This is a genomic window from Parabacteroides sp. APC149_11_2_Y6, assembly GCF_054506995.1.
The window spans coordinates 2686912-2708285 of record NZ_CP173709.1 but is presented as its reverse complement, the minus strand read 5'-3'; the positions used below and the strand labels follow the sequence as shown (position 1 = coordinate 2708285).

22 protein-coding genes, 1 tRNA gene and 3 pseudogenes are annotated in these 21374 nt (G+C 35.9%); 19 read left to right on the top strand and 7 right to left on the bottom strand.

What is annotated here, in order from left to right:
• Positions 1 to 6: 6 nt before the first annotated feature.
• From ACGE0T_RS11335 to ettA, 3 genes are all read right to left on the bottom strand, one after another.
• Positions 7 to 2364, bottom strand: coding sequence for an ABC transporter permease (locus ACGE0T_RS11335; RefSeq protein ID WP_459186748.1), 2358 nt, complete (start codon positions 2362 to 2364; stop codon positions 7 to 9).
• A 331-nt stretch (positions 2365 to 2695) separates the two neighbouring features.
• Positions 2696 to 3349: a 3-keto-disaccharide hydrolase gene (locus ACGE0T_RS11330; RefSeq protein WP_459186747.1), complete on the bottom strand. Its 654-nt coding sequence runs from the start codon at positions 3347 to 3349 to the stop codon at positions 2696 to 2698.
• 22 nt (positions 3350 to 3371) lie between these two features.
• Positions 3372 to 5060 carry an energy-dependent translational throttle protein EttA gene (gene ettA / locus ACGE0T_RS11325; RefSeq protein ID WP_459186746.1) on the bottom strand — a complete coding sequence of 563 codons (1689 nt, stop codon included), beginning with the start codon at positions 5058 to 5060 and terminating at the stop codon, positions 3372 to 3374.
• Positions 5061 to 5315: 255 nt separating this feature from the next.
• On the opposite strand from ettA, the gene ACGE0T_RS11320 reads away from it, so the two are divergent.
• Positions 5316 to 5388: transfer RNA gene (locus ACGE0T_RS11320), tRNA-Lys, on the top strand.
• 242 nt (positions 5389 to 5630) lie between these two features.
• The gene (locus tag ACGE0T_RS11315; RefSeq protein WP_459186745.1) at positions 5631 to 6851 is read left to right on the top strand and encodes a site-specific integrase; all 1221 of its coding nucleotides are present in this window, start codon (positions 5631 to 5633) and stop codon (positions 6849 to 6851) included.
• Between the two features lie 300 nt (positions 6852 to 7151).
• Here the strand turns inward: ACGE0T_RS11315 and ACGE0T_RS11310 are convergent, their stop codons facing one another.
• The 3 genes and pseudogenes from ACGE0T_RS11310 to ACGE0T_RS11300 all read right to left on the bottom strand — a co-directional run bounded on the left by ACGE0T_RS11310 (position 7152) and on the right by ACGE0T_RS11300 (position 8068).
• Positions 7152 to 7445, bottom strand: a complete 294-nt coding sequence (locus ACGE0T_RS11310; protein WP_055230092.1) for a helix-turn-helix domain-containing protein — start codon at positions 7443 to 7445, stop codon at positions 7152 to 7154.
• A gap of 41 nt (positions 7446 to 7486) precedes the next feature.
• Positions 7487 to 7767: pseudogene (locus ACGE0T_RS11305) on the bottom strand (DUF3876 domain-containing protein).
• Entirely contained in the window at positions 7754 to 8068 is a 315-nt protein-coding gene (locus ACGE0T_RS11300) for a helix-turn-helix domain-containing protein (protein ID WP_055230088.1), read from the bottom strand. The pseudogene ACGE0T_RS11305 and the gene ACGE0T_RS11300 overlap by 14 nt, the downstream one beginning before the upstream one ends.
• Before the next feature lie 259 nt (positions 8069 to 8327).
• On the opposite strand from ACGE0T_RS11300, the gene ACGE0T_RS11295 reads away from it, so the two are divergent.
• The 6 genes and pseudogenes from ACGE0T_RS11295 (at position 8328) to ACGE0T_RS11270 (ending at position 12122) form a co-directional block, all read left to right on the top strand.
• On the top strand, positions 8328 to 9128 hold the full coding sequence (locus ACGE0T_RS11295; protein ID WP_055230086.1) for a helix-turn-helix domain-containing protein: 801 nt from the start codon (positions 8328 to 8330) through the stop codon (positions 9126 to 9128).
• 69 nt (positions 9129 to 9197) lie between these two features.
• Positions 9198 to 9770 (top strand): hypothetical protein, encoded by a 573-nt coding sequence (locus tag ACGE0T_RS11290; RefSeq protein WP_459186744.1) that lies wholly within the window; start codon positions 9198 to 9200, stop codon positions 9768 to 9770.
• 273 nt (positions 9771 to 10043) lie between these two features.
• Complete coding sequence (locus ACGE0T_RS11285) at positions 10044 to 10574, top strand: CDP-alcohol phosphatidyltransferase family protein (RefSeq protein WP_459190457.1); 531 nt, start codon at positions 10044 to 10046, stop codon at positions 10572 to 10574.
• A 2-nt stretch (positions 10575 to 10576) separates the two neighbouring features.
• On the top strand, positions 10577 to 11023 hold the full coding sequence (locus tag ACGE0T_RS11280) for a DUF3592 domain-containing protein (protein WP_302436776.1): 447 nt from the start codon (positions 10577 to 10579) through the stop codon (positions 11021 to 11023).
• Positions 11024 to 11046: 23 nt separating this feature from the next.
• A pseudogene (locus ACGE0T_RS11275) lies at positions 11047 to 11507 on the top strand (GNAT family N-acetyltransferase).
• Between the two features lie 36 nt (positions 11508 to 11543).
• Positions 11544 to 12122 (top strand): hypothetical protein, encoded by a 579-nt coding sequence (locus ACGE0T_RS11270; RefSeq protein ID WP_459186743.1) that lies wholly within the window; start codon positions 11544 to 11546, stop codon positions 12120 to 12122.
• Here ACGE0T_RS11270 and ACGE0T_RS11265 read toward each other — a convergent pair.
• Positions 12113 to 12247: pseudogene (locus tag ACGE0T_RS11265) on the bottom strand (helix-turn-helix domain-containing protein); the annotation flags it as partial. The gene ACGE0T_RS11270 and the pseudogene ACGE0T_RS11265 overlap by 10 nt on opposite strands.
• 333 nt (positions 12248 to 12580) lie before the next feature.
• Between ACGE0T_RS11265 and ACGE0T_RS11260 the strand changes: the two are divergent.
• The 11 genes from ACGE0T_RS11260 to ACGE0T_RS11210 all read left to right on the top strand — a co-directional run bounded on the left by ACGE0T_RS11260 (position 12581) and on the right by ACGE0T_RS11210 (position 21294).
• The gene (locus ACGE0T_RS11260; RefSeq protein ID WP_459186742.1) at positions 12581 to 13459 is read left to right on the top strand and encodes a PhzF family phenazine biosynthesis protein; all 879 of its coding nucleotides are present in this window, start codon (positions 12581 to 12583) and stop codon (positions 13457 to 13459) included.
• A gap of 108 nt (positions 13460 to 13567) precedes the next feature.
• Entirely contained in the window at positions 13568 to 14119 is a 552-nt protein-coding gene (locus ACGE0T_RS11255; protein ID WP_081030166.1) for a GNAT family N-acetyltransferase, read from the top strand.
• Positions 14120 to 14185: 66 nt separating this feature from the next.
• Positions 14186 to 14656 (top strand): GNAT family N-acetyltransferase, encoded by a 471-nt coding sequence (locus ACGE0T_RS11250; protein WP_302436773.1) that lies wholly within the window; start codon positions 14186 to 14188, stop codon positions 14654 to 14656.
• 307 nt (positions 14657 to 14963) lie between these two features.
• Complete coding sequence (locus ACGE0T_RS11245; RefSeq protein ID WP_459186741.1) at positions 14964 to 15803, top strand: DUF6597 domain-containing transcriptional factor; 840 nt, start codon at positions 14964 to 14966, stop codon at positions 15801 to 15803.
• Between the two features lie 138 nt (positions 15804 to 15941).
• Positions 15942 to 16175 carry a hypothetical protein gene (locus ACGE0T_RS11240; protein ID WP_459186740.1) on the top strand — a complete coding sequence of 78 codons (234 nt, stop codon included), beginning with the start codon at positions 15942 to 15944 and terminating at the stop codon, positions 16173 to 16175.
• Entirely contained in the window at positions 16144 to 16587 is a 444-nt protein-coding gene (locus ACGE0T_RS11235; RefSeq protein ID WP_055230066.1) for a hypothetical protein, read from the top strand. Before ACGE0T_RS11240 ends, ACGE0T_RS11235 begins: the two co-directional genes overlap by 32 nt.
• Before the next feature lie 146 nt (positions 16588 to 16733).
• Complete coding sequence (locus ACGE0T_RS11230; RefSeq protein WP_459186739.1) at positions 16734 to 17066, top strand: helix-turn-helix domain-containing protein; 333 nt, start codon at positions 16734 to 16736, stop codon at positions 17064 to 17066.
• A 272-nt stretch (positions 17067 to 17338) separates the two neighbouring features.
• Positions 17339 to 17923, top strand: a complete 585-nt coding sequence (locus ACGE0T_RS11225; RefSeq protein ID WP_459186738.1) for a BfmA/BtgA family mobilization protein — start codon at positions 17339 to 17341, stop codon at positions 17921 to 17923.
• A 4-nt stretch (positions 17924 to 17927) separates the two neighbouring features.
• Positions 17928 to 18878, top strand: a complete 951-nt coding sequence (locus tag ACGE0T_RS11220; protein WP_459186737.1) for a DUF5712 family protein — start codon at positions 17928 to 17930, stop codon at positions 18876 to 18878.
• 299 nt (positions 18879 to 19177) lie between these two features.
• Positions 19178 to 20329, top strand: a complete 1152-nt coding sequence (locus ACGE0T_RS11215) for a DNA-methyltransferase (protein ID WP_459186736.1) — start codon at positions 19178 to 19180, stop codon at positions 20327 to 20329.
• Between the two features lie 5 nt (positions 20330 to 20334).
• Positions 20335 to 21294 (top strand): CfrBI family restriction endonuclease, encoded by a 960-nt coding sequence (locus ACGE0T_RS11210; RefSeq protein WP_459186735.1) that lies wholly within the window; start codon positions 20335 to 20337, stop codon positions 21292 to 21294.
• Positions 21295 to 21374 lie beyond the last annotated feature (80 nt).

Below are 21374 nucleotides of genomic sequence, written 5' to 3'. Positions count from 1 at the left end.
CAGTTGTCAATTGTCACAAGTCAGCTCTACTGGGTTTGTATTGGCTGTCCTCCAGCTTTGGAAAGTGACAGTGGCGATTGTGATAGCCAGGACGATGATCAGGGCTATAAGAAATACCCACCAGTATATTGGTGTTTTGTAGGCAAAGCTTTCAAGCCATTTTTTGACACCGAACCAAGCTAGAGGGACAGCAATAACAAAACAGGTTAAGACGATATAGATATATTGCTTGTTCAGCATGCCGAGTATTTCCTTGAGAGTGGCTCCATGTACTTTACGAATACCTATTTCTTTACGGCGGTATTGTGTATCGAATACCACCAACCCGAATACGCCTACCAGCGAGAGGGTGATGGCTAACAGACTGAATAAGGTAATCAGGCTGCGCAGGTTCTCTTCTTTATGGTAAAGCTGGTTGAATATTGTATCATAAAACTCTACGTCGAACGGGTAGGAGGGATCGATACCCGCAAGCGTTTCTCTAATATGTTCTACGGCTGCATGTGTATCGGTCCCCTGATTCAGACGGATATAGGAGACAGTTAATGGAATATCTGTTTTCCCTACAACAAAAGCTATATTATTCTCTCCCTGGCGAAGGGAAGTGAGCTTCACATCTCCGGTAAATCCAATTATGCGTCCGGTAATCCATGAACCGAATTCATCCCCTTCGGCCATCTGATTGTTTATGTGTGCTGTTCGGTTGAAAATCATAGCGGCATTCTCTGTTTGCTCGTCGGCAGGAGTGAAGTTGCGTCCTTCTTCTACAGGAATACCCATTACGTTGAGGAAATTGGAAGATACCAAAATCATAAAATATGAATCTGCTTTTCCTTTATATGTTACGGTATTGGTATTATACATATCCAGCGATCCGACTTTCTCGAATGAAAATGCTACGTCATTAATACCTGTAAATTCCTTTAGCCGGTTGGTGTATGTATCCCGATATTTATTATAGATGTCGCCACTCAGGTTTACAATAGCAATCTGGCTTTTGTCGAATCCTAAGGAATAGTTCTGCATATAATGGTTCTGGATACGGACGAATCCGGCAGTTACGATTAATACGATGGATACGATAAACTGTATTCCGATAAGAATGGTGCGTAGTTTCCTTCCGGTAGGAGACAATCCAAAGTTTCCTTTCAGCACCAATGCGGGAGGGAAGGAGGTTACGTACCAGGAGGGGTAAAGCCCTGCTACGATTCCTGTAACGGTAGCTACGCCGGCAGAAAACACTGTCACCTGCCAGTTTTGTAATAAACTGAGATTTGCGTCTACAAATGGCAATGAGGCCGTTTCACTTAGAAACCATACCAGAAACAAACTGCCCAACCATGCTATCATACTGATGCAGACAGCTTCGGCTAGTAAGGCTGAACGGAGCATGGTATCGGAACTCCCTAAAACCTTTTGGATATTGATGCTCTTGATGCGCATCGGAGTCAATGCGGTACTGAAATTAGTGAAATTGATGACGGCAACGGTCAGAATAAGTAACGCAATGCCGAAAAGCAGGAGTGTTATCTCTTTATTTCCGGAACGGATGATATATTGATCCATATCTGTATCCCTGTAATAAATGTCAGTGAGGGGAACTAGAGTGATTCCTTTCTCGTTGTTACGTCCCAGTTTGGAAAAATCGAAATGTGCGTTGAAATTGGTAGCTACATCTTGGGCGGAAGTGGCATCGTCCAACAGTAAGTAACCGATATAGCTGCTTGATCTGTAGTTTCCTTTGGCATACCCGTCTATTGCCATGTAGATGACGTTGTTTAACTGTGTATTTGTGGGGAAGTCACGGTAGACGCCTCCAACAGTGAAATCTTTTATGTCTTTGGTCCATACAGATTCTTCCGCATGGATGGATTTTCCTATGGCAGACTGTTCTCCAAATAGCTTGTGCGACAGGCTTTCGGGTATCAATATCTTTTCCGGGTCGGAGAGGCAGTCCGGATTACCTTCAAGTAGAGTGAATCCGAATATTTGAATGAAAGAGGGGTAGCATGTCTGTATTTCTTCACGAAAGCCCCGCTTCTCTCCATTCTCGGTAATGGAGAAATAGAGGGGAGGAAGAATGGTTGTAAGCAATGTGCCTGCTTTGATATGTGGAGAGGAGTTGATGACATCATCAATCAATCCTCTGGGTAACAAAGCTGAGAAAATACCTGTTTCATTTAGGTTTATCCGGAATATTTGTTTTGATGTGGGGTGGAAGCGGTCGAAATTACGTTCATAATTTATTTGTATCAGAATGACAATAAATGCGGCAAATGCGACAGCAAGACCTGCTATATTGAGGAAGGCTGCCATCCTAAACCGTCTAAGAATACTTAAGAAGTTACGTAGTATTGTATTCATTCTTTGAAATTTAATATTTGATGACTGTTAGTATTCAAATATTATGCCAAAGTGCGCAATTTGTTGTTATATAGTTGTTTATGTGATTTTATAGGTGTAGATGTTGTCAAAATATTGGACAGGGGTGTATAATAAATAGACAGTAGAGGTAGGAGGTTCTTATTAGTGTTTATATATAGAAAAGGGCTAATCACGGTCGTCATCTCTCATATCTAATATATCTTTTACAATGTACCAAATAACGAATAAGAGTATGGCTCCGAGTATCAGCCCTTCTCCGACTTTTATTATAGAGAATATATATTTCTCCATATTGGGTTAAAAAGCAATGTTACCAAGGAGTAATCGTTACGTTACGGAATTGAACTTCCTTGCCTTCGCTCTGCAGACCGATGTAGCCTTCTTTCTGTTTATTGGTTCCTGTGTTTTGGTAAACACCGTTGATATAAACTGTGATTACACCATCTTTTACGAATACATTGGCTTCGTTCCACTCGCCGGCAGGTTTCTCGCTGTCGGGATTGGTTTTCCGTACAACGGGGAAGGCTGGACGGGGCTCGCCTGGTTTGCCCTGGTATTCGGCAAGGTCGGAACCTCCCAGGAGGACGAAATCGCCTGCATTGTCTTTCATCAGGTTACATTCTATACCATTAGGGAAGGGATTCTTCGGATCTGCAATTAACAGGAAGATACCGCTGTTTGCATTCTCTTTGCCGTTAGGCCAACGGTATTCCACATGTAATTTGTAGTTGCTGTACTTGTCTTTTGTGTACATATAACCGAATGGATTGCCGGTGATGTTAATTACTCCGTCTTCAACGGAATATACTTGTTCGGCAGGAACAGCATTCTTATCTACAACGAAATTCCAGTTCGAAAGATCTTTGCCGTTAAACAACTTAATTGTTTTCTGGGCGTTTGCTTCACTTCCAAAACACAAGAAGGCGGCAGCACATACTGCCAATGATAACATTTTTTTTTTCATGGTCTTAATACTATATATGTGATTAATCTGTAATTAGCTTACGGTAGCGTACGCGTTTCGGCTCTGTATAGCCTTCCTGTTTACGTTTATATTCTTCGTATTCGGAGTAGGTGCCTTCGTAGAATACCACGTTGGAATCTCCTTCAAACGAGAGAATATGGGTACAGATACGGTCGAGGAACCAGCGGTCGTGTGATACGACAACGGCGCAACCTGCAAAGTTTTCCAGCCCTTCTTCCAAGGCGCGGAGAGTATTTACGTCTATATCGTTGGTCGGTTCGTCCAGCAGTAATACGTTAGCTTCAGCCTTCAGGGTAAGCGCCAGATGGAGACGATTGCGTTCTCCTCCGGACAGTACACCACAAAGTTTTTCTTGGTCTGCTCCTGCAAAGTTGAATTTGGACAGGTAGGCACGTGCGTTGATTTCTTTTCCTCCCACACGGATAAACTCCTGTCCTCCGGATACTACCTGATAAACGGTTTTCTGCGGGTCAATATCTTTATGTGTCTGGTCTGCATAACCAACCTTCACCGTTTCACCTACCTCGAACGTACCTTTATCGATGCTTTCCATGCCCATAATCATCTTGAATAGGGTAGTCTTTCCTGCACCGTTCGGACCGATAACTCCTACAATGCCATTAGGTGGAAGCATAAAGTTGAGGTCGTCAAACAATAACTTGTCTCCGAATGCTTTGGCTACGTGTTGAGCTTCGATTACCTTGTTTCCCAGTCGAGGGCCGTTTGGTATAAAGATTTCCAGCTTGGCTTCGCGTTCTTTCTGGTCTTCATTCAATAGTGCTTCGTACGAGTTCAAACGGGCTTTACCTTTAGCTTGACGGGCCTTAGGTGCCAGATTGATCCATTCTAATTCGCGTTCCAGAGTCTTGCGACGTTTGCTTACCTGCTTTTCTTCCTGAGCCATTCGTTTGGTTTTCTGGTCTAGCCAAGATGAGTAGTTACCTTTCCATGGAATACCTTCTCCGCGGTCTAGTTCCAGAATCCAACCGGCAACATGGTCGAGGAAGTAACGGTCGTGTGTGATACAGATTACGGTCCCTGCATATTGTTGCAAGTGTTGTTCCAGCCAGTCGATAGATTCTGCATCTAAATGGTTGGTCGGCTCATCGAGCAATAAAACGTCCGGTTGCTTTAGTAAGAGACGGCAGAGGGCTACGCGGCGGCGTTCACCTCCGGATAGAGTATCTACTATCTGATCTTCTGGTGGACAGCGAAGTGCATCCATTGCGCGTTCTAAGCGACTGTCAAGGTTCCATGCATCTGTAGCATCGATTTTGTCCTGTAGCTCAGCCTGGCGGGCAATGAGGGCATCCATTTTGTCTGGGTCCTCCAGTACCTCAGGATCTCCGAATTTTTCATTTACTTCTTCATATTCTTTTAATATGTCGACAGTATCTTGTACGCCTTCTTGTACGATTTCCTTTACTGTTTTGCCTGCTTCCAGTTTTGGGTCTTGTTCAAGGTATCCCACAGAATAGCCTGGAGAGAAAACGACTTCTCCCTGATATTCTTTTTCTATCCCAGCGATGATTTTAAGCAAGGTAGATTTACCAGATCCGTTCAGACCGATAATGCCGATCTTGGCTCCGTAAAAGAAAGACAGATAAATATTCTTTAAAACTTGTTTCTGTGGCGGAAAGGTCTTACTCACGCCAACCATCGAAAAAATGATTTTCTTATCGTCTGCCATGTGTCTCTAATGTGTATTTAAACTGTATATTTGATTATCTTTAATTTAATTGTATATCTACTGTATATATCAATATGTGTCTGTATACTGTATCTTTTATATTATAATATTTAATACTGTATATATCTATTCTTATTTTGTTTGTTCGTGTACAAATGTACATGATAAAATTTGAAATAAAAAGACTGAAATGCTTGCAGGGTTAAAATATATAACATATCTTTGCACCCGCATTACAGAAGTAACGCATCGGATGATTCGCTAGCTCAGCAGGTAGAGCACATCCCTTTTAAGGATGGGGTCCTGGGTTCGAACCCCAGGCGGATCACTGAAACAACAAGAAAAATCAAGCAAATCCCTGATAATCAGACATTATCAGGGATTTCTTTTTTCTGGCAGGTAGCAGAAAATAGCCGTTTCAAGCATATTATCGGTGGATAAATCGTGGGACTAAAATTTAGTTCAAAAAAGTCCCACGAATTTGCATCTTTCTCACTGATTCATAGTATTTTGCATAGACTTACTTTGGAAGAGAATACATAGTTTTGTAACTTTAAAAACGATGTAAAAATGGCTCGAAAATCATTTTCTGTATTGTTCTTCATTAAGAAAGGCAAATTATTAAAGAACGGAGAAGCACCCGTGTGCATGAGAATCACTGTAAATGGCTGTATGGTAGATATTTCTATCAAAAGAAGCTGTCCTGTAAACCTATGGAATCAGGCAAAAGAGAATTCAAAAGGCAAAGACCGTATGTCGGTGGAATTGAACCACTACTTAGAAATCACACGTTCACACGTACACCAAATTTATAGAGAACTGGAAACTTCCGGCAAAGTTATCACTGTTGATCTTGTGAGAAAGTTGTTTTATGGTGTGGAGGAAGATAACAAAACACTATTACAGGTATTCAGAGAGCATAACGAACAAAGCCGTAAGCTGATCGGCAAAGACTTCGTTAGCAAGACTGTTCAACGGTATGAAACCACTACCCGATATTTGGAAGAATTTATAAAGAAAGAATATCAGCTATCGGATATTGCCCTGAATAATTTAGAAGCTAATTTCATTTCCAAGTTCGATGCTTTTTTGAAGATTGAAAAAGGTTGTGCGCAGAATTCAGCTATCACCCGGTTGAAAAACTTGAAGAAGATCATCCGTATTGCTTTGGAAAACGACTGGATAAAGAAAGATCCATTTGCTTACTACCGCTTCAAACTGGAAGAAACTGATCCTGAGTTCCTGACGATGGACGAGATTAAAATCATTCTCGCCAAAGAATTCACGATTAAACGAGTAGAACAGGTACGGGACGTTTTTGTCTTTTGCATTTTTACTGGCTTGGCGTTTAGCGATGTGAAAGACTTATCACCTGAACATTTGGTAAAAGATAACAAAGGGGAACTTTGGATAAGAAAGAACCGCCAAAAGACAAAAATCATGTGTAACATTCCTATGTTACCTGTGGCAGCTTCCATACTTGATAAATATAAGGATGTGGCAGAGTGTACCGGAAAACTTTTACCTGTATTGTGTAATCAACGCATGAACAGTTATTTGAAGGAGATTGCCGATGTGTGCGGAATTCATAAAAATCTTAGCACACATACCGCCCGTCATAGCTATGCCACAAGCATTTGCCTTGCGAATGGCGTGAGCATGGAGAATGTTGCAAAGATGTTAGGTCATGCAGATACCAACGTGACGAAACACTACGCGCGGGTACTGGATCAGAATATTCTAAAAGATATGCAGAAAGTAAATAACTGTTTATCAGAACTGGCTATATAATAAAGGTAGTAGCTAATATTGAAAAAGGATTGGGAATAATGAATATTACTTTCTCAATCCTTTTCTTTTAAAGTAAGTTTTCCAGAACTCAATATGAAGCATTGACAAAGGTAAGTTCCGCATTTAGCCTGTTCAAGTCCGAGCCTTCGGTTTGAATAAAAATCTTCCTCTCCATTTCATTCCGAGCGTATTTTTATCCAAAGACTTGCACAGACTAAATACTTCACTGGAAAAGTCAATGATTCAAATAAAATTCCGAAAAACAATGTTTTCGTTGATTGGTAGGGATTTACTACCTATTTACTCCTTCCAGCTTTCAAAATAATGTTTTTGGAGCAGTTTATCAATATCGCTTTGGCGATAGATGATTTTACCTTTAATTTGGATAAAGGGGATTAATCCTGTATCTCGCCATTCTTGCAAGGTTCGTAGACTGACATTCAGCTTCTTAGAAACTTCATGGTTAGAAAGAAAGCGTTCCCCGTTTAGGTGGGGCTTGTAGTACTTGACAATAGATTCAATACTGTTCAGCATCGAATCGAGCGAAGAAATAAATTCTTTAACTTGTGGGGTATCTTTATTTATTAGTTCCATGATTGAAATATTGTTTTATTGAAAGATTGATAGATGGTTGATTAGTTGCGCAGATAGTCACCCAGCGATGAAATACAAAGTGCATCTTTTGCCGGATCATAATCTACATAGAGCCGTTTGGATGCAGTGGCAATGAAATACTGACTACCTTCTCTCTGTATCTCATAAGTAGCAGGTGAAGCCTGTTTAGTCGTTTCTGATACATATATAATAGAAAGGAGATACTCTTGATGATAACCGTAGGATTCAAATTAACGCTTTCCCATGTGCCGACAATGGAGAACAGGTTGAAGGATGGATAATCTTCTTTAGTTCTTTTCATAAGGTGTAATTTGTTCGGGTGATTGATTCTGTTTTTTACAGTCTGTAATAATTCGTTCAATATCAGATGATTTATAATAAATCTTGCTGCCAATTTGGGAATAAGCCAGTCGCCCGCTACTCCGATAATATTGTAGTGTTCGTTTGCTAAAGCCTAACAATAGACATACTTCCTGACTATCCAGCCAGTTTTCAACTTTCTGGGTATGAGTATTGCACAAACTTTCTATCCGTTTGGCAAACTCAGTGAACCGTTCGCAGACATACGAAAAGGTTCTCTTTTCAATGGTTACTACTTCCATACTTTCAATTTTAAAAGGTTTATAAAACGTGTTGATTCAAATTCACCAGCAAATGAAAGAAGAATCAAGAGCCGTTTTCGAAACTGTCCGAAAGTGACATAGTAAGGCATTAAATTGCCAACAAATAAAGAATCTAAAACAAACACAAATGCCGAAATCATACGATGGGAATGCATATGATTTTCTTATATTTGCATCATTAAGTCAAATTCAGTATAAAACAAGAAAATAAATTCAAAAGATAATCTCTTTTTAAACTATGTACAAAGATTTCAATATTATACAACCTTCTCCCGACTTGGAGGCTTATGTGAAGCAATATACAATATTGAAAGCAAATAGCCCTTTTTATGCAACACAGCGGGTAATACCTATAGGTTGTGTCGAATTGATAATTTACAAGACTGGTAAAACAAAAAGAAAAAACGATTTGACTGATGTCCCACAATTCTTTTTAGGTGGAAGTATGAGTAGTTATTTAGATTTAACACCTGAAAGTGGAGAAGTATGCTATATATCCATTCTTTTTCAGCCGTATGGAGCAAAACTTTTCTTAAACTTACCAATGGATGAGATATACAATCAAATATTATCTATAGAAGATATAGAAGACAAATCATGGTTAGAATTATGTAATTGTATAATAGATACTCCAAATACATACACGAATATAAATATTATTCAGAACTTTCTCCTTAAGAAACTATATAATAGTAGACCCCTTCATCTGGATAGAATAAAAAATTCTATAAATACCATATATTCTACATCTGATATTGAATTAACAACCTTAGCAGATGATTCGTGTTTAAGTCCAAAGCAATTTAAGAGGGTATTCCAAGACTATATAGGGTGTAATCCAAAAGAATTTATGCGAGTTATTCGTTTTAACAAAGTTCTTAACACTTTAAAAATAGGAAAATCACCCAACTTTGCTCAAATCGCTCAAGAATTTGGATACAGTGATCAATCTCATCTAATCCGGGAATTTAAAGCTTTTTCCGGCTATACGCCCTGCAAATTTCTGACACCAGATGTCGGATTGCATCACTTTGCCTAAAAATGTCCTTTTTCTTCTATCAAAAAAATATTCTTTACCCTATTTTTGCGCCTACTTTTAAAATCAAAAATGAAGAAAATGACAATTATCATTGTATCAATCATCGTATTTACAGCAATTGCTATCTACGCTTTCTTAGGAGGATTCAGAAAAGTCAAGTTCCAAATAGAAATGTCAGGTGGAGAAACCATCGTTTACAAAGATGTATCAGGGGATTATCGACAAACACCTTCTGTTACCAATGAAATTTACAATTATTTATTGAATGAACTCAAAATCGAGACTAACAAAGGCATTGGCATCTTCTATGACAATCCCAAGAAGGTAAAAGAAAAGGTTAAAACGAATGAATCGGTTATTGGCTATATAATGCGTTCAGAATCAGGTTGCGTTATTGAGCCTAAAGATACTATCAGATTATCGTCCATGCAGTGTAAATACAAAATAAAAACGCTTCCTGCGCAAAAAACTCTTATTACTGAATTCCCTTATAAAGGAAGTTCATCTCTACTGATGGCTATGTTTAAAATCTATCCCGCATTGGAAAAATACACAAAAGTTCACAACTTAAAAGATAGCCCAATTATCGAAATATATGATGTGCCTAACAAGAAAATTATATATCGGAAACTTATCGAATAAGACACAAAAAGACGTTTGAAATATCCATATATTCTTATTGATTTCAGGGATAGTACTTCCAGCAAATAATTGCTATCCTATTAAATAGGACATATTAAGCGCAACAGACGCTATTATTGCGGATGCTTTTACGGTAGCTTTCATTGCTTTGGCTAGAAAAGAAGCACAACGATACTGGAAATCTTAGAGTTGAACATTCAATATGGATGGATAAATATTTGATTAAAAGCAATTACTAAATAACTTTAAGTTGATGTGTACATTGAATGTTAGATATATACCCAATATTCTATCTGTCAGCAGAATAGCATTAGCAATACTAATGTTTTTTCTATTTGGAAGAACCTATGGTTTTTCGGATTTTACTTGACAACTGGGGTAACTGATATTTTAGATGGGATAATTGCTAGAAAATACAATGCACCATCTTCTTTGGGGGCACAGTTGGATTCTATTGGAGACTTTTGTCTTTATATAGTTTTAACAGCTTATTTAATTATAAAACACACGGAATCGGTCAATCACTTTAAGTGTTTTATAATTACTATTATTTTGCGAGCATTAACGATCATTTTTGGAATTATCAAATATCAGCAACTCATTATGGTTCATACTTTAGCTAACAAATTGTCCGGATTGTTACTTTTCTTTCTCCCAATGTTGCTATGGGCAGATATTCAAGGAGGTATTTATGTTACTATGGTAGTTGCAATTGTTGCCCCCTTAGAGGAGATTATCATCCTATTTGTTAGCAAAGAAGATGAAATTCTATTGAATACGAAAACTATATTTAAAAGAAAATAATTATGAAAGATATTAATCGCATAAAGAAAATGATTCGTGTAGTCGTATATGCCATCGGATTTGGATTAATTATCGGTGGAGGTATCGGTATAGCTTATTTAAATAAAATAGATAAAGAATATATATCCACAATAGCCAGAATTGAGAATATAGAAAAATACCATGAACGCTATCGTAATAAAACAAAAACACGTTATGAAGTTACTGTAAGTTATGTAGTTAAAGACACAATATTCACTAAGCCTTTAGGAATATATACGTCATTAATGACTGCAGGAGATGAAATTGCCATAATGTATAATCCCGATAATCCAACTCAAATACATTCAATAAGCAATGAAAAAATAATATGTGTTATTCTAATGATAGCTGGAGTTTTTAATTTAATAATTGCTTATTTTATTTTACCTAAAATCCTATTAATTAGCAAAATACCGAAACGACTATGATACATAAAACAGACAAAGACCATATGAATGTCATTTCACTCCGAAAGTCACCTCTATATTTGGAAAGGGCTATTGCTTATTTTCAAAATAAATGAGCAAACAGTGCTACAAAGATGGTTTATGACAACTGTCTAAAGCATTCCATCACAACAGAAAGTCCTGTTCCTCAATGGTATCTTTTAATGAAAGATGATGAAATTATTGGATGTGCAGGTCTTATTACCAATGATTTCAATTCTCGCATGGATTTATATCCTTAGCTAGCGGCTTTGTTCATAGAAAAAAATATAGAGGTAACAACTATGCAACCCTTTTAATAGAACAGGCAAAGAAAGATACGCTCACGATTGGGTATACAAGATTGTATCTAAATACTAAACATACTTCATATTATGAACGTTTTGGCTTTATATATATAGGAGAATGTTATCATCCGTGGGGTGATCATTCTCGAATATATAAAATTGTTTTAAGTGCAGTTTGATCTAATAAAGAAACGAAAATGACAAGAACAAAAAGTATGAAAGAGCAACTAATAGTATACCTGAAAGAAAAGGTACTTGGCAAAATTCTAAAAACGAATGATGTTACCTACCTGCTTGATGAAGGAAAGTTGAAAGACGTATACTCCAACCAAATAATGTTTTCTTATCTACAGCTTACAGAAAATGGAGTGCATTTCAATATGACTACTATAGCGAAAGAAAAAGTCTATTTCTTGGACAAAAATGGAAAGTGTTCTGGCATCAAGAAAGATTATACAGGAATAAGTGTTTTTCATTATGAACTGGCTGCACGGAAAAGCACCAATGAATTTACCGGATACATGCGATTGATCTCGACAACAACTGTTGCTCCTGAAATGGAAGCCGTTGTACAAGGCGTTTACGATGTTCGAATAGAAAATAATGAGTTGAAATGGAAGGAACAGCAACTCCTTTACAGAGATATGCCTTCTACAGAAGGAAATTTTCGTTCTGTAGCCTTTGATGCAGAAGCCCGGTTTTATATTGAAGAGGGGAAACTAAGATTTGAATATATTCCATTTTATTACGATGTTACCCCTGAAACAATGGAAAGGAAACTATCCACTTCCTGACTATCCAACCAGTTTTCTACTTTCTGTGTATGAGTGCTACACAAACTTTCTATCCGTTTGGCAAACCCCGTGAACCGTTCGCAGACATACGAAAAGGTTCTCTTTTCAATGGTTACTACTTCCATACTTTCATTTTTTAATGATTTATAAAACATGTTGATTCTATTTTCATCGGCAAATGAAAGAAGAATCAAGAGCCGTTTTTAAAATTGTCTGAAAGTGGCATAGTAAGGTATCCAATTTCCAATAAACAAAGACTTTAAAACAAACATAAATGTCAGATTTATACAATGCAAGTAGTATATGATTTGCTTATATTTGCCACGCTAAACAATCCATTGGAGGTTCAGTAGAAAAAATATAAATTGGTTATACTGAGTACGATATATAATAACTGTAATATTATTAGCTATATCATACCAAATACTTAATATGGATGTTAAATAAAACATATTCAGATGAAGGAATTCATATATAAAAAAATAAATGCTTTTTCTTTTAAGAAGTCAGTTGGAAACCCTGCAGGTTGTTTTTACCTGAAAGAAGGGCAAGAACTTTCAGATATCGAAATGTTATCTATTGCCAAAGAGCAAAAAGGTTTTGTTTCAGAGGTTATATTTTGTACTCCCCAGAGTGATAACTCTTTCCAATTAAAATACTATTCCTCAGAATGTGCAGTTCAATTTTGCGGACATGGAACAATTGCGTGTATAACCGAATTGATAAAGAATAATGAGATATTAAGATTTTTGCCGGAAATAACAATTACAACTAATAAGGGGGAATTGAAAGTTTATAACGAACTTGAACAGTTGGATGCAGTATTTATCACAGCACCTGCCCCACAATATCTAACTCTCTCTGCTAAGCTAGATGATATTGTTTGCAAGTTGGGAGTTTCTATGGATGCAATTGACAAAAATTACTCTGTTAATCTGATAGATGTTGGAGTTAGAACCTTAATTATTCCTGTTAAAAACCTGAAATGTGTAATTGGAATACATCCTAACGAATTAGAGTTAAAAGAATATTGCCTGTCCAATGGAATAGAGAGTATTCTTGTTTTTACATTCGATGTAGTCAATAAAACTAATATTGCGCGAACCAGAGTGTTTGCACCTAAATTCGGATACCTCGAAGATCCGGCAACAGGTTCGGGTAATTCGGCTTTTGGCTATTATATGCTGAAACATAACCTATGGAACGGAGAAGCAATTTCTATTGAGCAAAATGCCGAACTCAATAATTATAACATTGTCAAAATGAAAATCATAGCAGATAAAGTCCTGATAGGAGGAAATGCAGCCGTTAAAATAGAAGGAAAATATTTTCTATAATAGTATTATACACATTTATATTATGCAACATCTTGAAAAATTCCTATATGCACACAATAGTTATACAATATACAATATACAATATACAATTAACAATTTATAAAAATTATGGAAGTAAAAGTAAGAGAAACATCCGAAATTGATATTAAGGATATTATTGAAATAGAAAAAACAGCTTTTGGCTATGATAGAGAAGCTGAGCTAGTTGTCGATATGCTAGCCGATCCTACTGCAAAGCCGTATTTGTCGTTGATGGCATTTTACAATGGAATACCTGTTGGACATGTGTTATTTTCAAGAGTTTATATTAAAGGGCAGAGCAGACAACTATTAGCATACATCCTTGCTCCTTTAGCAGTAAAACCCGAATATCAAGCCAAAGGAGTGGGCGGCTTCTTAATCAGAACCGGATTGAAACGACTTAAAGAGGAAGGTGCTGAATTAGTTTTCGTTTTAGGACATAACAATTATTACCCAAAATTTGGCTTTAAGCCTTTTGCAGGACAACTAGGCTATCCTGCTCCTTTTCCTATTCCGGAAGAATACAGTGATTGCTGGATGGTGCAAAGTTTGACTAACGATATTTCAGAAATTGCTAAAGGTCAAATCCAATGCTCAGATGTTCTTAATAAGATTGAGCATTGGAGTAACCATATGTAGACAAAGTTCAACTTAAATTCTGAAAGATCGTAATTTCTTTAGATAATAGACCACATAAACAATAGCATGATAAAAGTAGCTGACATAGAAGATTTGAATATTGTATATACAATAGTTTGTTGTGCTATAAGTGAAATATTTCCAGCTTTTTACCCACAAGTAGTAGTAGAATTTCTTTTAGATTATCATAGTAAAGAGAATATAAAACAGGATATTTTGCAAGGGTGTATTTATCTGCTTTTCGAAGAAAATATTTTTGTGGGTACTGGAACATTCAAGGAGAAGGAAATTAGCCGGATATTCATATTACCCGGCTATCAAGGTCGAGGATATGGTACTAAAATAATGGATATCTTAGAAAAGAAAGTATTTATTAAGTATGATAATATATGTTTAGAAGCCTCGCTTTCTGCACTCAACTTTTATTCTAAAAGAGGATATAAGACTATTGAAAATGTTGAATATTCTATTGGAAAAGAGCAGGTATTTTCCTATTTTGTAATGGAAAAATATAGAATTCCAAATGTATCACTTTAACCAATAAATAAAACTCTATTTTTCATTAACAAAATAAGAGATAGATAATGAATCAATAAAATACTTAAGTGACTTTCCGAATCATAAAAAAATGAGAGTACAATAATACATAGAGGACATATCTTTATCGTAAATCGTGCAGTAGAAAATGAAGCGTCACGAAGTATATAAGAAAAATGTGCATTTACAACAATGCACTGTAGTGCTAATTTTGAGCTAAAAATGCAAAAGTCAGATTTGTACAATGCATTTATAGAGCAAATTTCATATTTTTGCGGTAAAAGAATCGCTAATATTTGTAGTTGTGATGGAACTTAAAATTATATATCCTTCTTCTGAATTTACACCATTCATTAAATATTATTGGGTGTACACCAAAAACTATCTCATTCAAACCGTTGAGCGAGATATACCCAAAGGGTGTGTGCAATTAATATTTTATAGGAAAAACAAAGTATTCTCAACATTATTAAACGATTTCCAGCCGAGAGCATTTGTAGAAGGACAAATGTCCAGCTATTGGGATTTGAGGTTTGAAGGAGATATAGAAATTGTTGCTATTTTGTTTACACCACAAGGTGCACAATCTTTTCTTTCTACTCCAATTGAAGAATTTTACAATAAAAATATCTCTATAGAGTGCTTTAATGACAAATTGCTAATGGAGATGAAGGAAGCAGTTATGGATGCAGAAGACAATATGGAATGTATCAAGATCATTGAATATTATCTTCTAAAAAAGTTAAGTTCATCAATCACTCCCAAATTGAGCCATGAAATTGTAATTCAAAAAATTGAATCAGATAACAATGTATCCATAACTCAACTCTCAAACATATCTAATCTTTGTCACAGACAATTCCATCGAAAATTTGTTCAAGATATAGGCATTAGTCCTAAGCTATTAACTCGAATAATTCGTTTTCAAAAAATGCTATCAATACTACAAGCAAGATATGAAAATAATCTTAATGAATTAGCTTTTCTATGCGGCTATTCTGACGCATCGCATTTAGTTAGAGAATTTAAGGAATTTACCGGCTACACTCCTAATGAGTATATGCATACACATGACACTTTTTCTAACTATTTTGTTCAGAAAGAATTAATTCTAAATAAAGCTTATGATAGGAGATGCATTGATTGAAGAAAAAGAATATTGTTTAAAGAATACAAGTACATCAATATTAAATATAAAACGTAATCATAAACAGAATAAGAAATCATTCAGCATATAAAGCAAATACTTTGAGTATATAAACGATTTATTCACAATTTTAAATTCATGCCTATGAATGATTTATTAAAAACGAGGTTTTTCATCTTATTAGCTAATGCCTCACAAGAAGTAATTAACACGGAAATGAAAGATGCTTATGAAGAATTTATTAAGCAGATAGTAACAATTAGCAATTCAAAAGATTACTCATATATCTTTCGGATGCTAAATCTCACTCGTATTGAGATAGTACCCCTAAAAGAGTTATATCAATTCGGGCAGGGGGGGAAATGCGTCTAAAAATCTATACATCTACAAAGCATTATCCTTGATTGATTCTGAACTGCAATTAATCAATCTGAAAATCAGCCATCCCGAACAGTTTAATTTGTCTACTCCATCGGAATTCAAGTCGGATCTGTATGTAATCCCTAAGTCAAAAGACTTGGGGATTATAGGTATTGCAGAAATTGTAATCGCCTTGTTTCTACAAGGACAAATTGTTGGTGAAGATGGAAAGCCAGTTCCAGAAATTCGTTTGGCTCATGGTTTTGAGCAGCTTTTCAATCTGAAATTCGGTAGTATTTATGATAAAGTTAGCGAAGTGTTTGCCCGCAAGCAGTACAACCTTACCAAAACATTGGACGCTTTACGAAATGCTATTATCAAAGAAGACCGGAAACGTAAGAATCAGAAAGATAAAAAAAGATAATTTTGTAAGTTGTTTATTTATAAGATTTTAAAAATTATTTTTCGAGGAGTAGGTAACTACTCCTCTTTTTAAACTTCTTCATTCTGTCGAACTTTGCTTCATCAATCGATTGAAAATCTGAATGTTTAATTTAAAAATGAAGCAAAATGTATATAGACAATGAAAATTTTGAAAAATGGATGGAGAAACTATCCAAAAAACTTAATGAGATTGGACAAGACTTGAAATCCCTCATCAATACGGATCAGGTATTGGATGAAAATGAAAAATTACTCGACAATCAGGATTTAGCTTTTTTGCTAAAAGTATCTTTTAGAACGATACAACGCTATAGAACAAAAGGGGTACTTCCCTATTTCAACATCGGTCACAAAATTTACTATCGAGCCACTGACATCCGGGCTTTTGTCCGAGAACGTGCAGATTCTCAAAGTTACAAACAGTTTGAAAAGTATAACCAATTTGAGAATCAGCCATAAAAGCAAAAACAAGCAAATTAGTACATGATCTTTTTGCTTGTGTTCCCCACAATTTAGCAGAAACTGCTCACCAGTCGGTTCAGCCCGTTTCGCTAAATTGAGCAAGAGGGAACTGGACAAGTCCTGTTCTTCCCTCTTGCCCTGCGGGGCAAAGCCTTCGGCTTTAGCGTGTTACAAGAACACGCTGTAATGATACCTGTAATAAGCATTTTATTTTCAATGCTTATTATCAAGCATTTATCTATTCACATTTCTATAAAAAAGTAATTACCATGCCAAACAGCAGTCGAAAAACGATATTTACCACCATTTCCATAGACAAGGAAACGGCAGCTTTGGTAGAGAAGATATGCAAACGCTATTCACTGAAAAAGAGTGAAGTTGTAAAGTTGGCGTTCGGGTATATAGATAAGGCACATATCAATCCATCCGAAGCACCTGAATCGGTAAAATCAGAACTGGCGAAAATAAATAAAAGACAGGATGATATTATCCGCTTTATCCGTCACTATGAGGAAGAGCAACTGAATCCCATGATACGGGCAACAAATTCTATCGCTTTGCGTTTCGATGCTATCGGTAAAACTTTGGAAACTCTTATTCTCTCTCAACTGGATGCCAGTCAGGAGAGACAAACAGCCGTGTTAAAGAAGTTAAGTGAGCAGTTCTGCAATCATGCCGATGTGATAAACAACCAATCCAAACAAATTAACGCACTCTACCAGATACACCAACGGGATTATAAAAAGTTACTGCACCTGATACAACTCTATTCGGAACTATCCGTTTGTGGTGTGATGGATAGCAAAAGGAAAGAGAACTTAAAAACGGAAATCAACAACCTAATAAATACATAGAGTCATGCACATCGACTTTGTCCCACCATCAAACGGAACATATAATAATTCCGGAAGCTGTCGTCAGCTAGCTAATTACATGGAACATGAAGATTTAGAACGGATGGGAAAGGGTATCTATACCGAAGGCTTTTTCAATCTGACAGATGATAATATCTATAAGTCAAAGGTTATAAAGGATATAGATAGTAATATCGGGCAACTCCTTAAAACAGATGCTAAGTTTTACGCTATTCATGTCAGTCCATCGGAGAGAGAACTCCGAGCGATGGGTAATACAGAACAAGAACAAGCTGAAGCAATGAAACGCTATATACGTGAGGTGTTTATTCCTGAATATGCCCAAAACTTCAATAAAGAACTATTCGCTTCGGATATAAAGTTTTATGGAAAGATTCATTTTAACCGTAGCCGTTCAGATAATGAACTGAATATGCACTGTCATTTGATTGTGAGCCGGAAAGACCAAACCAATAAAAAGAAGTTGTCACCACTTACCAATCATAAGAATACTAAGAAAGGAACAGTAACTGGAGGTTTTGACCGTATAAGCCTCTTCCAACAGGTAGAACAAGGCTTTGATAAACTGTTTGGTTACAATCGCCAGCAAACAGAATCGTTTGAGTATGCCAATACCATGAAGAATGGCAGTATATCCGACCAACTTAGCATACAAGAACGGCAAATATTCAATAAAAGCAAGATGAATGTAGATGTGCAGACATACTTATGTGTCAATAGGCAAGTGAAAGAGTTGACTGAAAGCAAACAAAACAACAATATACAAAATTTACAGTCTGTAAATCAACAAAATAATCATTCCTGTAGTATTCCTAATCTGGATCTATCCTCTGTATTGAGCCTGCTTACTCCTGAACTGAGCAACAGCGAAGAAAAGCAATCCATAAAACGACTAAAGAAAAGGAAGAAGCCCAAACGAGGATTTAAACGATAATAATCCTTTTCATATTTACTAAACTAAGGTGTGTTCCAAGTCTGAACAGTAATACCAGGTCTTTGGGATTTTGAAGACATCTTTCTTCATGCTTACGAAAAGAGTAAACTTCCTAAAAGCATTGTATTATTAAGCTTTTTCATAAGAAAGGTATTTAACAAATATAAAAAGAAAATATATGTGTATTGAATAGAAAATGCTAAGTTGCTGAAAAAATGCTATATATGCAAACGATTACTTTCTAAGAAGCAAAACTTTTAGTATCTTTGGCACCATTACAATAGAATAGATTCCTTATAATGAAATTTGAAAAAGGTACAACTAGCAGGGCAAGAAAGATAACAAGCGAATGGGTAAAGTCTGTTTTCCCTAAGTTTGCTAATCTTATAACTTTAGGATTGCCAGAATATGATGATAGATTAGATGTTTGGAGAATCTCTCTTAATACCAAGAATTCTAAATTAGTTATTATTGGAGAAGTTAAACTAGATAGAGATGTAACCAAAGTTGTTGATTCCACTAAAAAAGACATCATAATTGACAGGGTAAATAAATACGAGGGCGAGAAAGCAAACAATGAAAAGGTTTCAAATAAAGCAAAACTTTTTTATCCTGCTCCAATACCCAATAAAATAATACTGGGGGATAGTATTCAAGTTTTAGATGATTTTCCTCCTGATACTGCACAGTTAATAATAACATCCCCCCCTTATTACAATGCGAAGCCGGAATATTCAGAATATCTTGACTATCAGGAATATCTTGATTTTTTAAGAAAGATTATTGCACGTTGTCATAGCATATTATCAGAGGGACGTTTTTTTGTAATAAATATTTCTCCTGTTTTAATAAAACGAGTTTCAAGAAATTCTGCAAGTAAAAGAATTCCAATTCCATTCGATGTACATAAGATAATGGATTCTGTTGGTTTTGATTTTATAGACGATATTATGTGGGTAAAACCAGAAGGAGCTGGATGGAATGTTGGAAGAGGAAGAAGATTTGCAGCAGATAGACAACCTCTCCAATATAAGCCTGTCCCTGTTACAGAATATATCCTAGTTTATAGAAAAAGAACGGATAAATTAATTGATTGGAATATTCGAAATCATTATGATCAAAATTTGGTAACAAATTCCAAAGTTGCAGGAGATTATGATAGGACTAATTTGTGGAATATTCATCCTAGCCATAACAAAAAACATCCAGCAACATTTCCAGATGAATTAGTGAGAAGGGTGATTCGATATTATTCTTTTGAGGATGATTTAGTTCTAGACCCATTTGCAGGCTCAGGTACTGTTGCTAGAGTAGCATTTCAAATGAATCGTAGATTTTTACTCGTAGAAAAAGAACCTGAGTACTTTCAACTTATGAAAAAGATGTTAACACCTATATTTCCAGAGGATTTGAGAGTGGATTTTGATATTTATGAAAATGAAAAAGAATAAATGATATGAATTACAATCTTGATGAGTATAGACAATGGTTAACCGAGAATATCACATTAACAGATGCATATTCTCCTGAATCATTAAGAATATTGACACTTCATCTCTTAATGGGACGAAATTATCGTTTAATTACGGAGAAAAACACAAAAGACAAACTGTTATTTACATATTTATGGTTATCTGATATTGTTAAAGAAGCACAAAGAGAATTTGGCGAAGATTGGCAAACTTCATTGATTGATGATTTATTCAATACACGGCGAAAGACTTCTGAACAAAAAAATCTTATGTATTGGCTGATTGGGCTTACTGCAAAAACATCTGTTAATTTAGGCGTTTCAACAGCAGATATTCCAAATGTAATGAGTGATTTGTTAACCCATGTACAGGAATTATTTAATCAGATAGGCCGACAAGATAATATTGATGACACATGGCTTCTTTTAATGGCAGGCTCTGCAACTTTAAATATAAGAGGTTCTGAGAAATCAAAAATAGGAAAAGTTTTAGAAAAAGTTATGATTAGAGCTATTCTTTCGATACTCGGACTAACTGAGAATATTAATTTCTGGACTAATATTGATAGGGATTTAGAGGTCGATAGAGAAGCCGATGCGGAAATTGCAACAAATCGAGGTCGTATTCGTGTTGAAGTAGGACTTATATCTTCTGGGAACCAAGAGGTCACAGAAGATAAAATTTCTAGAGTTGGTAGAAATGGTATTATTTTATTTGACAAGGTAGGAACAAGAACCAGAATTTATCAAACAGCAGAACGACATGCAGTTAAACTTGTTCAAATAAGAAACAATCAACCTCTCGTAGAAATATATAGACATATTAATCCGTTAGTTGGCAATGGTCTTCAGTTAATAGAGCCCCCTACTAATGAACGAGATATCTTGGAAAAACTTAATAGTCTTCCTGCTAGTGTTTTTCGAATTGATTCTCTAGATGAATAAGTTTTTTTGTTGTAAATGATATTTTTTTAAAATTATGTGCCAAATTGTATATCCTTTTCAAAATGATATAACTGTAAAAA